General features: G+C 29.9%; 15 protein-coding genes. 8 read left to right on the forward strand and 7 right to left on the reverse strand.

The annotated features are described in order from the left end of the window. The first annotated feature begins 145 nt into the window (after positions 1-145). Positions 146-3,115 (forward strand): DEAD/DEAH box helicase, encoded by a 2,970-nt coding sequence (locus ACXGQT_RS02915; RefSeq protein WP_457829904.1) that lies wholly within the window; start codon positions 146-148, stop codon positions 3,113-3,115. 12 nt (positions 3,116-3,127) lie between these two features. Beyond that, complete coding sequence (locus ACXGQT_RS02920) at positions 3,128-3,820, forward strand: pseudouridine synthase (RefSeq protein WP_457829905.1); 693 nt, start codon at positions 3,128-3,130, stop codon at positions 3,818-3,820. On the opposite strand, the gene ACXGQT_RS02925 is transcribed toward ACXGQT_RS02920, so the two are convergent. The 5 genes from ACXGQT_RS02925 to ACXGQT_RS02945 all read right to left on the reverse strand — a co-directional run bounded on the left by ACXGQT_RS02925 (position 3,817) and on the right by ACXGQT_RS02945 (position 9,428). Beyond that, on the reverse strand, positions 3,817-4,527 hold the full coding sequence (locus ACXGQT_RS02925; protein WP_457829906.1) for a DUF3307 domain-containing protein: 711 nt from the start codon (positions 4,525-4,527) through the stop codon (positions 3,817-3,819). The genes ACXGQT_RS02920 and ACXGQT_RS02925 overlap by 4 nt on opposite strands. Next, a complete protein-coding gene (locus ACXGQT_RS02930) occupies positions 4,521-5,174 on the reverse strand; it encodes a SatD family protein (RefSeq protein WP_457829907.1) in 654 nt (217 codons plus the stop codon). The genes ACXGQT_RS02925 and ACXGQT_RS02930 overlap by 7 nt, the downstream gene beginning before the upstream one ends. A 242-nt stretch (positions 5,175-5,416) precedes the next feature. Further along, the gene (locus tag ACXGQT_RS02935) at positions 5,417-7,948 is read right to left on the reverse strand and encodes a TonB-dependent receptor (protein ID WP_457829908.1); all 2,532 of its coding nucleotides are present in this window, start codon (positions 7,946-7,948) and stop codon (positions 5,417-5,419) included. After that, entirely contained in the window at positions 7,935-8,849 is a 915-nt protein-coding gene (locus ACXGQT_RS02940; RefSeq protein ID WP_457829909.1) for a FecR family protein, read from the reverse strand. The genes ACXGQT_RS02935 and ACXGQT_RS02940 overlap by 14 nt, the downstream gene beginning before the upstream one ends. 57 nt (positions 8,850-8,906) lie before the next feature. Beyond that, positions 8,907-9,428, reverse strand: a complete 522-nt coding sequence (locus ACXGQT_RS02945; RefSeq protein ID WP_457829910.1) for an RNA polymerase sigma factor — start codon at positions 9,426-9,428, stop codon at positions 8,907-8,909. A 195-nt stretch (positions 9,429-9,623) separates the two neighbouring features. Between ACXGQT_RS02945 and ACXGQT_RS02950 the strand changes: the two genes are divergently transcribed. The 3 genes from ACXGQT_RS02950 (at position 9,624) to ACXGQT_RS02960 (ending at position 12,054) form a co-directional block, all read left to right on the forward strand. After that, entirely contained in the window at positions 9,624-10,676 is a 1,053-nt protein-coding gene (locus ACXGQT_RS02950; protein ID WP_457829911.1) for a hypothetical protein, read from the forward strand. 85 nt (positions 10,677-10,761) lie between these two features. Next, positions 10,762-11,532 (forward strand): membrane metalloprotease, encoded by a 771-nt coding sequence (locus tag ACXGQT_RS02955; RefSeq protein WP_457829912.1) that lies wholly within the window; start codon positions 10,762-10,764, stop codon positions 11,530-11,532. Between the two features lie 78 nt (positions 11,533-11,610). Then, entirely contained in the window at positions 11,611-12,054 is a 444-nt protein-coding gene (locus tag ACXGQT_RS02960; protein WP_457829913.1) for a hypothetical protein, read from the forward strand. A gap of 39 nt (positions 12,055-12,093) precedes the next feature. On the opposite strand, the gene ACXGQT_RS02965 is transcribed toward ACXGQT_RS02960, so the two are convergent. After that, positions 12,094-12,765, reverse strand: coding sequence for a GDSL-type esterase/lipase family protein (locus ACXGQT_RS02965; RefSeq protein ID WP_457829914.1), 672 nt, complete (start codon positions 12,763-12,765; stop codon positions 12,094-12,096). A 191-nt stretch (positions 12,766-12,956) separates the two neighbouring features. Next, positions 12,957-13,307, reverse strand: a complete 351-nt coding sequence (locus tag ACXGQT_RS02970; RefSeq protein WP_457829915.1) for a 4Fe-4S dicluster domain-containing protein — start codon at positions 13,305-13,307, stop codon at positions 12,957-12,959. A 76-nt stretch (positions 13,308-13,383) separates the two neighbouring features. Between ACXGQT_RS02970 and ACXGQT_RS02975 the strand changes: the two genes are divergently transcribed. The 3 genes from ACXGQT_RS02975 to ACXGQT_RS02985 all read left to right on the forward strand — a co-directional run bounded on the left by ACXGQT_RS02975 (position 13,384) and on the right by ACXGQT_RS02985 (position 16,568). Further along, the gene (locus tag ACXGQT_RS02975) at positions 13,384-14,442 is read left to right on the forward strand and encodes an acyl-CoA reductase (RefSeq protein WP_457829916.1); all 1,059 of its coding nucleotides are present in this window, start codon (positions 13,384-13,386) and stop codon (positions 14,440-14,442) included. Positions 14,443-14,527: 85 nt separating this feature from the next. Then, a complete protein-coding gene (gene serC / locus ACXGQT_RS02980) occupies positions 14,528-15,586 on the forward strand; it encodes a 3-phosphoserine/phosphohydroxythreonine transaminase (RefSeq protein ID WP_457829917.1) in 1,059 nt (352 codons plus the stop codon). A gap of 31 nt (positions 15,587-15,617) precedes the next feature. Beyond that, positions 15,618-16,568 (forward strand): D-2-hydroxyacid dehydrogenase, encoded by a 951-nt coding sequence (locus ACXGQT_RS02985; RefSeq protein WP_457829918.1) that lies wholly within the window; start codon positions 15,618-15,620, stop codon positions 16,566-16,568. The last annotated feature ends 61 nt before the right edge of the window (positions 16,569-16,629 follow it).

The following is a 16,629-nucleotide window of genomic DNA, read 5'->3' on the forward strand; positions in this document are numbered from 1 at the left end:
GTTTACCCTACCCTAAAAAACAAAACATATTAAATATATATTTAGTAATTGTTCATAAATTCTTTTTTTTAATATAAAAACAGTCATTAAACAAAACATAAAAAATTATTTTAGCCAGCCTTAAAAATTCCCTATTTATAATTTTATGGCTAACGAAAAAAACTGGTTACATTATTACAAAAACAGCTTAACAGACAGCGAAAATCTAGCCATTGATATTAGCAGAATTAAGAATTTATTTGAAGAAAAAAACTGTTTTGTTGGTAACGGAATGATTAGCGCTAAAAACGCTAAAGAAATGTTAGATGCCGAGGAGCGTAGAATTAATAGACTTAAAGGAATTAATAAAAAAGACAATACAAATTGGAGAGAAATTACAGAAACTGAAATTTTAATATCTCCATTTTATTTAGATTATTTATCTGAAAACACATCATACAACAACAAAATTATAAGACCTTTTTGGATTCCTGCTCGAGTAAACAGATCTGGACAACTATCTGTCTCTAAGGAGTTATTTCCTTTGGTAGTTAGAAATTATCTTGCTCCTATTGCCGATGTAAAAAATGATTTTATTTTCTCATCTACAGAAAACATCATCAATGCTAAAGAAATTGAAGAACCTTTTTCTGATGATGAAGAAACTCCTGTAGCATGGGATGTTTATTGGAATTATGTAACCGATGTTTTTAAAAACATTACCCATAGAAGCATAAATAATTACAGAGCAGAAAATTACCAAACGGTTCAACACGTCATGTACTTTGCAACCAGTTCTAAAATTGCCACAGCAAAGAGTATTTTGTTTTTATACGATCATATTTTAGGTGAAATTGATGAACTTCCTTTGTTATCTAAAATTATTACGCCTACACAAAGAACACGTAAAAACGCCATTACAGATCAGGGATTTTTAAGTTACAATCATTTTCATTCTGGACAAATGTCTAATAAATTCCCTTTGTCTATAAGTCAAAGAAAAACGCTTTTGTCTTATTTAACATCCGAAGACAATGCTGTTACCGCTGTAAATGGTCCTCCCGGTACAGGAAAAACCACCTTATTGCAAAGTGTAGTCGCTACAGAGTTTGTAAAATCTGCCATTCTTGGAGAGGAAGCCCCTGTTATTGTGGCTTGTTCTACCAACAACCAAGCCGTGACCAATATTATTGATAGTTTTATCAATTCTGAAAGTAGCTTAAAAAGTTTATCCAAACGATGGATTCCTAATTTTAATGGATATGCTACGTATTTGCCATCCAATTCTAAAAGTCCAAAATCTTTAGAAAGCATCAACTATTTAAAAGGAAACTTGTTTGGTCACGAAGGAACTTTGTGTGATTTAGAAAATGAAAATTACATTGCTGAAGCAGAAACTTTTTTCTTAAATAGATTTAAAGATGAATTTAACTTTGAGCTAGAGTCTTTTGAAGATATTTGTGAGCATTTGCAAAATGAAATTGTACTAATAGAAGATGAATTGGTAAATGGAACTAGAATTTGCAGTGATTATATTAACTCTATAGATAAAATAAATGCTATTTTAATTCATCCTAAAGATTTTATTAAAAAAGATAAAATACACATTCTAAACCTTAAAACTTGGAGAGATCAAATCAAAAAAATTAAGTTAGGGATTAAAAATGATGATTTTATAGCACAGGTAAAAGCTGTTTTTAGTGATGATATTCAAAACCAACAAGATTATACATTTAAAATAAAGGTTGATATTATAAATGATATTAACAAAACCAAAACCTTTATAAAAGATTTTTTGGGTTATTTAAATTTGGCCATTCAATCTAACATAAAACTAAACGACTGGAAACTAAAGAATAATATTAAAGGATATCCTTTTGTTTCCGAAGAAAAGATGTGGGATTTTGAGTATAAAAAAATGAATTCTAATAACAAAGAACATCAATATTTTTACGATGAATTAGATGTTGGTTTACGTCATAAGGCCTTTTTATTGGCTACACATTATTGGGAAGCACGTTGGTTAATAGCTACAAAAGACTCAATTGAACATGAAACCGAAAAAGGTACAGGAGAAAAAGCTATTAGCGAAAAATGGAAACGTAGGGCTATGCTAACTCCTTGTTTTGTTGCTACTTTTTACATGGCACCTCCACATTTTGTTTACAGTCAATTTCAAGGAGAAAATGAACACGGAAAACCCGTTTTTGAGTATTTACCATTGTTCAATTTTATTGATTTATTAATTATTGATGAAGCTGGACAAGTAACTCCAGAAGTGAGTATCCCCTTATTTTCTCTAGCAAAAAAAGCAATGGTAGTAGGCGATTTGCAACAAATTGAGCCTATTTGGTCTATACCTTTAAAAATAGATCAAGGAAACTTAATCAATCAAAATATTATTTCTAATCAAGAACAAACCCAAGTTTTAAAAGAAATGGGATTTTTGGCTTCTAACGGAAGTATTATGAAAATGGCTCAAAATGCTTGTGAATTTGAGACTTTATTACCTACTGGTAACCAACCAGGAATGGTTTTATTAGAACACCGTAGATGTAATGATGAAATTATTGGTTTTTGTAATGAATTGGCTTACGGAGGCATTTTAAAACCTATGAAAGGAAACGCTTCTGAAAATCAAATTTTTCCATCTATGTTGGCTTATCATATAGAAGGTGTTAGTGAGCGTAAGTATAACAGCCGATGTAATTTAAATGAAGTAAATGCCATTATTAAGTGGTTAAGACAACATGAAGACAGTATTCAAGAGGCTTACAATGTAAATTCTATAGAAAAGGTTTTGGGAATTATTACTCCGTTTGCAAGTCAAAAAAACGAACTTTCTAAAGCCTTAATGGAAGCAGGATACAATATAAATGATATTAAATTAGGAACGGTACACGCTTTACAAGGAGCAGAAAGAGACATTGTTTTGTTTAGCTCGGTATATAGCCATATAGACGAAGGAACGTTGTTTTTTGACAAAGATGACAAACCCAACATGTTAAATGTGGCCGTATCTAGAGCCAAAGATAGTTTTATTTTATTTGGAGACACTCGTGTTTTTGATGAAACAAAACAAACACCTTCTGGCGTTTTAAAAAAACATTTGAGTATTTTAGAAATGGTTTCTTAAACAGAAATAAACATGATTAAAATTCTTTTTCAAGACGATTATATTTTAGCGGTACACAAACCTAACAATATATTAGTACATCATTCTACAATGGCTAATAATCAACTTGAAGAAAAATCTTTGGTTCAGTTGTTAAATGATGAATTGGGGGCTAAATTTTTTCCCATCCACAGATTGGATAGAAAAACTTCAGGAATTATTTTATTTGCCAAGCAAAAAGAGTTTGTAAAACCTTTTCAAGATTTATTCATCCATAATCAAATTCAGAAAACGTACTACGGATTGGTTCGTGGTTTTATTCCTGAAGAAGGAAAAATAGACAGTCCTGTAAAAGGTCGTGATGCCAACGTACATAAAGAAGCACTTACCTTTTATAAACGTTATGAAACTTTTGAAATTCCTATAAAAGTAGGACCTTATGACATTTCTAGATATAGTCTGGTAGAGTTACAACCTAAAACAGGACGTTTACATCAGTTACGAATTCATATGAACAAAATTAGTCACCCCTTAATTGGCGACCCTAAATATGGAGATCGTTTTCACAATAGGATGTTTGAAGAGAAATTTCAAAATAAAGCAATGTTTTTACATGCCAAAACATTAACATTTAAACATCCTTTTACTCAAGAAACACAGTTACTAAAAACTGATTTTCCTGAAAATTGGAAAACAGTAATTCAGCAATTAAAAAATTACCTTTAAAACACCAACCTACTAAATACCAGTCCAATAATAATAGCAATTCCAAAACTTAACAAAGTTCCCACCAATATATATTCTGTTAATTTTCGATCTTTAGCTTTGGTTAAATCTCCAAAACGGAACACCGATTTTGCAGCCAATAAAAAACCTATAGCCTGCCATTGATTTAGCACTACAAAGGTAAAAACAAATAAACGCTCTAGAATTCCGATGTATTTTCCTGCATTTTTTAATGAGCTATCTTTTTTACTTACCTCCTCTATCTCTTTATTCCATACACTAAAAACTACTTTTAAAACAATAGAGGTTACTGAGGTTAACAACAATAAAGCCAATACCAACAATAAATTATGTGTTGTAATAATTGATGAAAAATCAATATTTATAGCATTCCATTGTTTCCATACCAAACCTATAACTAATAAATGTGCCAATTGATCTACAAAAAATAATATCCTATTATTCTTTAAAGGTTTTAACAATTTAATACCATCAATTATTAAATGAGAAATACTAATTATTGCAATTGTCCATAAATATTGGACTTGAAAACCAAGAAATATTAACAACAATAACGCATGAATTACAGTATGTATATACAAATATTTAGATGCAAATTTTTTCTTTTCCTTATGCCTTACCCATTTGTTAGGTTGTAATACAAAATCACCCAATACATGAGCAATCAACAATTTTAAAACTAACATAACTTATCTATTTGTTGTTTATAATAATAAATACATTCCAATATTTCATCATACCCCGCTTTTTTTAAACTATAACTTACATTGCTTTGTTTTTTGTTTAACGCTTTGGCTATTTCTATTTGCTTACTATCAGGATTTTTTAATTGTTGATGTACAATTTCAGCCATAGCAGGCTTCCAATTATCCATAGTTAAGGTTGCTAAATTTAGCATGATATTTATTACTCTATCAAAATCTTGCCAAGGAGATTTCACAATCAATGTGTTTTTCTTTAACCCGTCAAAAGCTTCACCCGAATGTACAAAAGCAGCACCATTTGATGTGGTGACCTTATCCGATTTATATGTAATTTCCCCAATACCAATGCCTATTCTAATATCTAACACAGGAATTTGTTTGATAATAGATTTTAATAAAACCGCTATTTCTAAAGCTTTTTGAGGATTAATAATTAACTGAATACTATCTCCTCTAAATACTTCCCAAACAACATATTCCTCTCCAATGCTTTGCAAAGTATCCTTTAAACTATGCAACCAAACTTCTGGAGAAACCTCTCTTGAATTGATAATATCTGCTGTAATCACTGCTTCCATCATATTTATATGCTTTTTATCATATAAAATCAAATATATGCTTTTTATCATATAAATAAAAATATATGTAGATTATCATATAATTATGAGTTTTATGGATGCAGATATACCACACCTATATTAAAGTTATTTGTAGTACCAAACTACAGCTAAAAATGATGATTCTTTTAATATGCTTTATAGGGCTTTTTTGGATTCAAAAACAAGATGAAAACCCAATATTCTGCACAAAAACAAAATTTAGTTTTGTGCTAAACCTTTTTATAGCAATATTTTTAGCCTTGTTTTGTTTCTTAAAAATTTACTCTTAAGCTTATGTTTGGAGTAAAACCAAGTGATTTAGAATTTACTTCTATTACGTTATCAGAATTATCATCATCAACTTTATAGTATCTGTTTATAATATTCTCCTGATCGGTAAGGTTAATAACTCCAACTGTAATAGTGCTTTTTATAGTGTTAGACCAAGTAAATTTATATTTTAAAGAAGCATCTAACCTTATAAAATTATTTAAATTCTCATCATTAGGAACATCATAATTTACTGTTGTATTATTTCCATTTTTAATGGTTTCGTTACCTTGTATAGGCTTGGTATAAGGCTGACCCGACCTCAAAATTCCACCTAAGGAAACTTCTAAGTTATTTAAAATGGTATAATTAAATGCTAAAGATAGAGAATGTCTGATATCTACATTGTTAGGAAATTCTGAAGGTGTAAAATCATCAAAATTATACTTATTTACACTGTAGGTATAACTTAACCACGTGCTGTATTTATTGGTGGTTTTATTAGCCAAAAACTCCAAACCTTTTACAGAATAACTACCAGTAGCACTTAAAAATTGAAAATTGTTATAAAACCCTTGATTAGAAGCTGTAATTCCTTTTACTTGTTTATAAAAACCATCAGTACTAAAAACCCAGTTATTTTTATGATATTCTACTCCTAAAGAACTTTGCTTACTTTTAGAAATAGGAATAGTTTGATTGTTTGCTAAAATCCAACGTCTTTTTTCAATTCCTAAAAAATTATCCTGAAAATCTATAATTTGAGTGGCTGATTGATTTTTAAATTCTCCTTGTAGTTTTACACTTAAATCAGAAGTTATTTTTTGTCTAAAACTCAATCTTGGTTCAAACAAAAAAATGTTAAACTTTTGAAAATAATTACCTCTAACTCCTGCTCTAAAATAGGTACTTCCTTTATTAAACTCAACCTCACTAAACAAAGCATGATTTAGCAATACATCTTTTTTAGTTTTTTCGTATGATGGAACCGTTACCGTTGTTTGGTTTAAAATACCTATTTCACTAAACTGATATCCGGTTAATAAAGATAAGTTCTCATGTATTTTATAATGGGTATTTACTTTAATTCCAGTTTCAAACACTTCATTGGCTTGGGTTAATTTTTGATCTGTTTCAATTCTATAATCTACCGCATCAATATTGTATTTGGAATAAAAAGTAATAACATCCGTTTCTGTTTTTTTATTCCATTGAGCATTCCATTGAACCCCTAAACCTAAGTTTTTTTGCTGTACATTATTGGTTTTAGAACTGATTTGATTTTGATCATTTGTATCAGTTTCTAAGTAATCTAAGTTATTATAAATACCTATAATATTAGCTCTTATTTTGTGTTTTGGATGAATATTATATAACAACTTTGCCGTATAATCATAAAAGTAAAAGTTTGATGAACTGTTACTTTCATTTGTATTTGTATGGTTGGTTAATTCACTGTCTTGAAAGCTTCTTTTAAAATATGTGTTGTAAGTTGGAGAGGTAAAAAAATCTGTAAAAGATCTTCTACCAGAAACATGAATTGCTAATTTTTTATTGATGGGGATTTCTAAAAAAGCATATGTATTTAACAAATTAAACCCCGCTCCTCCTCTAATTTTATTACCAATACTATTCTTGGTAGACATGTTTATGGTACTAGAAACCCCATCGCTAAACTCACTAGAAGTTCCATTTTTAGAAACCACTACTTTATTAGTAACATTAGGATTATAGGCAGAAATCAATCCAAAAAAATGTCCGGTATGATACATTTTAATACCATCCCAAATCATTAAATTTTGATCATTACTCCCCCCTCTTACATTTATATTGGCTATACTTTCGTTTACACTTTCTATACCTGGTAAAGCTTGAATTGAATGCAGAACATCAGGCTCTGTAAGCCCTGGTAAAATACCGAATTTTTCGGTGTTTAAAACCGTACTTCCATCAACACGTTGTTGCAAACCTGTGGTTAAAAATTTAGAAATTACCACGGTATTTAATTGCTGGGCACTTTCTGTTAACACTATTCTTTTACAATCCCTTAATTCTTTTGCTTTTAATAGTAAGGTTTCATATCCTAAATAAGAAATAGAAATGTTTTCGTAAATATCAACTCCCTTAATTTCAAATTCTCCTTTACCGTTACTAACAACTCCTTTACTTGTATTGTTTACCAAAATAGAAGCACCAAAAACAGGTTCTTGTGTTGTTGATGAAATTAATACTCCACAAATATTAATGCTTTTTTGTAGGGTAGAAACCGTAATATATCGTTTATTTAAAAATTTAAAGTTAAAAACGGTGGCCTTGTTTAAATAGGCTATAATTTCTTCTATGGTAAAAGAATCTTCTGGGTTTTGAATAAAAATATTTTGTACATCTTCAACCGAATAGGAGAATTTTACATCAAACTTAGTTTCTAATTGTGGTATTAAATCAACAAGTAAAACCTCTTTCTGTTGCTGTTGTGCAAAAGAAAAAAAAGTAAAAAGAAAACATAAAATAAATGCAATTTTACTTGGTTTCATATCTATACAGTTCCACTTTATTTCCTTGTATTTTATAGCTTAATTTTAAAGGAATGGTTACAGATTGTAAAGCCAAATTTTTATCTGTATGTGTAAAGCTCCCCGAAAATATTTTGTTTACATCAACTTTATCGGTGTTTATTTTAATATTGTATTGTATCTCTAACTCATCAATAACCTGCCACAAAGGAACATTGTCAAATGTAGATTCTTTTAATAACCAGGAAGGATTTTGAGCTATAAAATCTTTAGTATTAACTACCTTTCCATTTACAACTCTTACTGATTTACCTGGAGACAAAACAGTTTGTTGATGGTTATATGTTACACGAACAGAACCTTCATAACACTGCACCTCAAAATAATTCTCACGTTCTTTTACATTAAACTGGGTTCCTAATACCTGAATGTTTCCTGCATGGGTTTGTACCGTAAACTTTTTTCCTTTGGTCACTTTAAAAAAGGCCTCTCCTTCTAAATTTAGAGTCCTGTTTTTACTCCATTCTTTTTTATTATATGCCAAATTAGACTGAGCATTTAAAATGACTTCAGAATTGTCTGGCAATGTAAAGGTTTTAGTTTGTGCAAAATCTGTTGAATAAGATTGTGTGTTGTTAAAAAAGAAAAAGTATGCAGATCCAAAAACTACTACCAACATAGCAGCTATTTTTAATAATAAAGAAGTATTTAACGAAACTACCTTTGTTTTCTTTTTCTTTAAATCTCTGGTTTTAAACTGTTCCAATGCTTTTTGAGCATCCACTTTAGGAATGTCTATTTGCTTGGCATAAAATCCCATTTTTTCTAATGATAAAAAATCTTCATTAGGATACATTTTTTGTATCTCTTCTGTAGAAATTTCTCCATTATACCATTTTAATATGTCGTGTTCTTTGTTCATTTTTAACGCATTCTATATTTAAGACACCTATATTGTAATTTACCCTATACCAAACAATTAAATATCTTTTTTATCAACTTTGGTTCTCAAAATTTTTAAAGCTGCAGACATTCTTTTTTCTACTGTTTTCTGAGAAATAGAAAGTAACTCAGCAATTTCTCTATACTTTTTTCCTTCTATTCTATTTAATAAAAAAACCTCTCGTTGGTCGTTACTTAAACCTTCTATAGCAGAAAGTAGTTTTTGTTTAAACTCATCTTCTTCCATTAAATACTCTGGGTTCAGATTTGTTTTATCCATATAAGGTGATTCTTTGGCATAAGACATTACCACCTTTTGATGTCTAATAGTATTTAAAAATAAATTATTAACTGTAGTAAATAAATATGTCTTGGCTTTTTCAAAATCTATTTGTGAGCAATTCTCCCATATTTTTGAAAATGCATCTTGTATCAAATCTAAAGAAACATCTTTATTACCACATTTATAGAATGCAAAATTACTAGCAGCCTGAATATGTTTTAAATAAAAACTATTAAAATAAGCTTCTTCGCAAAGTTTATGCTTAGGTTCTTTCATAAAATTATCTATATAATGTAGCTTTGTGCAAAAGTAGGAATAATAAAAATACTGATAAACACTATGTTTTCAGAGGTTTAATTATTTTATTAAAAAAAATTAAAAAAAGCATAGGGTAAATTTAAGCTTAAGGGTCTTAAATATAGAAAGGCGAAAAAATCGCTATTAAATTTAAACCTAAAAACATTAAGTATTATGAAAACTTTAAAATTATTAACCGCTATTTTATTTATTTCATTCTTAGGACTAACCTCATGTCAAGAAGAAGTAGATATAGAGAATGGAGAGAACCCAAACACAAATTCAGCAAATTCTGAAACAGCATCAAACTTAGAACGTACTGCAATGTACGATGGTAGTTTTGATGATTTTTTAGACGGAACCTCTTGTTCTTCTATTTTATTTCCTGTAACAGCTATTGTTAATGATACCGAAGTAACTTTAAGAAACCAACTTGACTACGAACTTGTTTTAAACATCTTAGGAGAAATTATTAATGATGATGATAGTATTAGATTACAATTTCCCTTTACAGTAAAATTAAGCAACTATACAGAGGTTGAAGTTACCAACCAAACTGAATACAATGCAATTATGAATGCTTGTTCAGAGGCCGAAGAAGAAAAAGAAAATGCCATTAATTGTTTAAACATTCATTACCCAATTACCCTTTTAACTTATAATTTAAGTATTGAACAAACAGGTAGTGCTGTTTTAACTTCTGACCAAGAATTATATGCATATATGAACAATTTTGGTGATGATGAAATGTTCTCTATCAAATACCCTATTACAGCAACTTTTGAAGGAGATACTCAGGTAACTATTACAAGTGATGCAGAATTACAAACACAAATTTCTGATTGTATAGATAATGATGAGACAATGGAGGAAGCAGAAGAAGATGCAGAAACCATGGAAAATATTTTAGTAGAAGGTGCTTTTAGAGTAGAATCTTATGTTAACGCTGGGGTTGATAGTGCTAACAACTACGCAAACTACACCATTGATTTTGCTAACGATTTAACTTGTACTGCCATAAACACCTCAAATGCATTGGCAGAAAAGGCAGAAGGTACATTTACGGTTGCTTCTAAAATGGAAGTGTTTTTAACCCTTGAATTTTCTGGTAATTCAAATTTTGAATTGTTAAATGATGCATGGACAATTACTAGTTACTCTAATAGTTCTATTACTTTACAAAGTTCAACAGATACTGCAGTTACTTTGGTTTTAACTCAGATCTAAAACTTTTTTAACTTAATTACGTAAATAATATAAAACAGCTGCTTTTTTTAAGCGGCTGTTTTTATAATCATAAATATCAAACCTAATGAAATCTCAATCTATTATTTTACTTGTAATTATAACCATGCTCCTATCTTGTTCTAAAGACAATATTAGTGGAGTAAATAATGAAACAAACAGCTCTAGTAATCAAAAAGCAACAGGAAGTTCTTCTAATGATTTATTATCTGACAAGACTTATAAAAGTATGATTTTAGAAGTTGTTTATGTAGAAGGTTATAAACCAACCACAACAGCTATTAATAATTTTAAATCTTTTTTAGAAGAAAGAACATATAAACCAGAAGGTATTATAATTGAACAAAGATCAATTCCTAGTCCAAATAAAAGTCGCTATACTATTAATGATATTATAGATATAGAAAACACTCACAGAACACAATATAACACGGAAAATAAAATTGCTGTTTGGGCTTTTTTTACTGATGGAGAATCTGACAAAAACACCAATAACGGAACCGTATTAGGAACTGCTTATAGAAATACCTCATTTGTTATTTATGAAAACACATTACACGAACTAAGCAATAGTACTTTTGAACCCAACAGAAGTTTGTTAGAAACTACCGTTATTACTCATGAAGTAGGTCACCTTTTAGGATTGACCAACTTAGGAACAACCATGCAAAATAACCATGAAGATACGGAACATGCAAAACATTGTAATGAAGAAAGTTGTTTAATGTATTGGTCTGCAGAAACAGGTGATGGTTTATCAAACTTATTTGGAAGCAATTCCGCTCCGACTTTAGATGCACAATGCATTGCCGATTTACAAGCCAACGGTGGAAAATAATTATAATAACTATAGGGTAAAAATAAATTAAGGTGTCTTAAGTATAGAAAGAGCTATTAACTTTTAAAATAAAACATCATGAAATTATTTAAAACAACTACGTTCATATTAACTATAATCTTATCTACCTCAATGCAGGCACAAGAAGACAAAAAAAAAACACAACTTAATAAAACCTCATATTATCAGCAAAGAGCTAAAGAAGATGCTAAGTATGAACAACAATTTACAGCAGAAACCAAAGAGGAAGAAAAACAGTTTTGGAAAGATCAAAAAGAATATGAAAAGAACCTAAAGAAAAAAGACAAAAAAGCATACAAAGCCTATATGAAAGGAAAAAAAGATGCTTACGCTAATCATTATAAAGAATGTGATCACCATTGTCACCATAGTGACCATTACTACAGCCATGCTTCTTTTTATTATTACAGATATGATGACAGATATTATTATAGATCACCAAAAAGAAGTTCTGGAGTAAATGTTAGAGTAAACACTCCTAGTATAAGGTTAGGTTTATAAAACTTAAAAGAGGTTGAATATTAATTTCAACCTCTTTTTTTATTTGGTAAACTGGCTTAATAAAGGTTTTTCAAAATTTACCCATTGTTGATATCCTTTATCGTTTAAATGAACACCATCTTTGGTTAGTTCCTTTTTCATATAACCAAAATTATCTACAAAAACACGGTGTAAATCTACTACAGTATAATATCCTTTTTTCTCAGATTTTTTAATCAGTTTGTTAATTTCTAGAATATCATTTTTTAAAAAGTCTTTCCTTGTTGGCAATACCGTTCTTACAAACAATTTAGTATCTGGTAATTTTTGATGTAAGGTTTTGGCTATCTTAATAATATTTTTTCCTACATATTTAGCTGATGGAATAGTTTTATCATATTTAAACCTAGCACTTTTATCTTCTTTTTGGTGCAGATTAAACAAATCATTCACTCCTATTAAAATAAAAATGGCTTTGGGTTGGTAATAAACAATCTCATCTAGTCTTGCCAAAACACCATCAGTCACATCTCCAGCAATTCCTCTATTTTTAATATGGTTTAGTTCAAATTTTTCATTCCAATCTCTACCTTGCTGAGTAATACTATTTCCAATAAAAAATACATCGCCTTGTTCTGGAATATCTTTTTTAAAATCTGCAATTCTTCTTTGGTAGCTTTTAATTGTCCAATCATTATGATAACCCGTTACAACAGCCTCTACTGGAAACAAATTAACATGCTTTTGTGAAAAAACATGTAGAGATAAAGAAAACATCAAACAAAAAAAAGAAAGAAACCTAAAGTTGAATAACATACAATGAAATTTAAAATATGGAAACAAATATAATTTTAAGATACTATGTAACAAAAAAACGCCAACCATAATCAATGATTGACGTTTTAACAAATATGTTTTTAACCTTATTCTTTGTGTAAAAATGCTTGTTTAGCTAACAATTCTTCCTCTGTCTCCTCTATATCCTCATCAGGAACACAACAGTCAACAGGACAAACAGCAGCACATTGAGGCTCATCGTGAAAACCTTTACACTCTGTACATTTATCTGGCACAATGTAGTAAACTTCATCAGAAATAGGCTCTTGCTCTTCATCAGCATTTCCGCTATGACCATTAGGTAATACAAAATCTCCTTCTAAAGAAGTACCTTCAGAATATTTCCACTCTTCAGCACCTTCATATATTGCATTATTAGGACACTCAGGTTCACAAGCACCACAGTTAATACATTCATCAGTTATTATAATTGCCATCGTTCTTTTTTCTTTAAATTTGTACCACAAAAATAATACATTTTGTATTCACACAAAACCCACAAACTAACTTATAATGAGTTTAGATAAGAGAAAAAAAGCATTTGTTACTTTAGGTAAATTTTTAAGTCAATTTACAACAAACGGAATTGTAAAAAAGGAAGCCATACCTTTTAATGATTTATTTTTTGATGTTTTTGAAACACAAATAAAAAGAGCCGAAGAATACAACAGTTGGTTTACTAAAAACAATGTATTGTTTGCTTTTGAAAACTGGGCAAATGCATTAACTGACAAAGAATTAACTTATTGGTTAAAAAGTTATACCATTCCCAATAACGCTAACAAAACTGTAGCTATTATTATGGCAGGAAACATTCCTTTGGTTGGTTTTCACGATTTTTTATGTGTAGCCATTACAGGAAATAAAGTATTAGCTAAACTCTCTTCTAATGACAAGTATTTTATTCCTCTTATTGCAAAATATTTAGAACATATAGAACCAAGTTTTAAAGAGACTTTTAATTTTACAGAGGCCAAACTAGAAAATTACGATGCTGTAATTGCTACTGGAAGCAACAACACGGCTCGCTATTTTGATTATTATTTTGGAAAACACCCACATATTATTAGAAAGAGTAGAAACTCTGTAGCAGTAATACATGGAAATGAAACACACGAGCAACTAGAAGCCTTAAGTGATGATATTTTTAGATATTACGGATTAGGATGTAGAAATGTATCAAAAATATTTGTTCCTAAGGACTATGATTTTGATAAGCTTTTTAAAGCTGTTTACAAACACAGAGACATTATAAACTACACCAAATATGCTAATAATTATGACTACAATAAAGCCGTGTATTTAATGAGCTTGTTTGATATTAAAGAAAACGGATTTTTAATGCTAAAAGAGGATAAAAGTTATGCCTCTCCTATAGCTAGTATTTTTTACGAATTTTATGACAATTTAGAGGATCTTAAAGACAAATTAAATGATGATTCTGACAAGATCCAATGCATCACTTCTGAGCTAAACATTAAAGATAATGTAAAATTTGGGCAAACACAGGTTCCAAAATTATGGAATTACGCAGATAATGTAGATACTGTTAAATTTTTAATAACAATCTAAAAAAACGTTAAAAATAAATACTCAAACGTAAAGCTAAAGTGACTAGATTTTATAAATTTGTGCTTTCCAAAAACATAAATTTATAATGAAAAAACACAATTTTAGCGCAGGTCCTTCAATCCTTCCTCAAGAAGTATTTGAAAAAGCTAGTCAAGCCATCTTAGATTTTGACAATACAGGTTTATCATTAATTGAAATATCTCACCGTAGTAAAGAGTTTGTTGCAGTATATGACAAAGCAGTTGCTTTGGTAAAAGAAATTTTAAATGTTCCCGCTACTCACGAAGTATTATTTTTACAAGGTGGAGCCTCTACTCAATTTTTAATGACAGCTATTAACTTAATTAAAGTTGATGGAGGGAAAGCTGCATACATCAATACAGGTGCATGGAGTAACAAGGCATTAAAAGAAGCTAAAAACTTTGGAGAAGTAGTAGAAATTGCTTCTTCTGCAGATACAAATCATAATTACATTCCTAAAGGATTTTCTATTCCTTCTGATGTAGATTATGTACACTTCACTTCTAACAACACCATTTTTGGAACTCAATTTAAAGAATATCCTAAAACTGATGCTGTTTTAGTGGCAGACATGTCTTCTGATATTTTCTCTAAGCCAGTAGATGTTTCTAAATTTGGAATTATATATGCTGGAGCACAAAAGAACTTAGGTCCTGCAGGTGCAACTTTGGTAATTGTTAAAAAAGACATTTTAGGAAATACTGGTAGAACCATTCCTTCTATGTTAGACTACCAGATTCACATTAAAGGAGAAAGTATGTTTAACACTCCTCCTGTTTTTGCTATTTATGTATCTATGTTAAACTTAGAATACATGAAAGCTCAAGGTGGTTTAGAAGCTATTGCTAAAAACAACGAAGAAAAAGCAGCAATGCTATATAACGAAATTGACAACAATCCATCATTCGTTAACAATGTAGCCAAAGAAGATCGTTCTTTAATGAATGTAGTTTTCTTATTAAAAGATGCTGATAAAGATGCAGAATTCTTAGCTGCTTGTACAGAAGCTGGAATTAGCAACGTAAAAGGTCACCGTTCTGTAGGAGGATTTAGAGCTTCTATCTACAATGCAATGCCAAAAGAAAGCGTACAAGCTTTAATTGATGTAATGAAAAAATTTTAACGCTTAGTCCCTAAGCATAAACAATAATTAAATGAAAGTTTTAGCAAACGACGGTTTAGCACAATCTGGTGTTGATGCCTTAGAAAAAGCAGGATTTGAAGTAATTTTAAACACAGTTGCTCAAGATCAATTAGAAAACTATATCAATGAAAATAATATTGATGTTATTTTAGTAAGATCTGCAACTACTGTAAGACAAGAATTAATTGATGCTTGTCCATCTTTAAAAATCATCGGTCGTGGTGGTGTTGGAATGGATAACATTGATGTACAATACGCAAAAGACAAAGGGTTACACGTAATCAATACTCCAGCATCTTCTTCTCACTCTGTGGGAGAATTGGTATTTGCTCACTTATTTGGATTGGTACGTTTTTTACAAGATGCAAACAGAAACATGCCTTTAGAGGGTGATACTAAGTTTGGAGCTTTAAAAAAATCTTACGCTAAAGGAGTTGAATTAAAAGGACAAACTTTAGGAGTTATTGGTTTTGGTCGTATTGGTCAAGCTACTGCTAAAATAGCTTTAGGATTAGGTATGAAAGTAATTGCTTTTGATCCTTTCTTTGATAAAGTTGATTTAGACTTAGAGTTCTTTGATGGACAAAAAGTTTCTTTTACTGTAAACACAGTATCTAAAGAAGAAGTGTTAAAGAATGCTGATTTTATCACCTTACACGTACCTGCTCAAGATGGTTATGTAATTAGTACACCAGAATTTAAAATGATGAAAAACACTGCAATCATTATCAACGCTGCTCGTGGTGGTGTTATTGATGAAGTTGCTTTGGTTGAAGCTTTAGAAAGTGGTGAAATTGCAAAAGCTGGATTAGACGTTTTTGAAAACGAACCTAAACCATCTATGAAAGTTTTAATGAACCCAAACATTTCATTAACTCCACATATTGGTGCCGCTACTTTAGAAGCTCAAGACCGTATTGGAACTGAATTAGCAGATCAAATTATTTCTATTTTGAAGTAATTTATTTAACCATACAAATCAATCCCCTTAAACAATTTGTTTCTGGGGATTTTTTATTTTT

It is taken from the genome of Wenyingzhuangia sp. IMCC45467 (genome assembly GCF_054111205.1).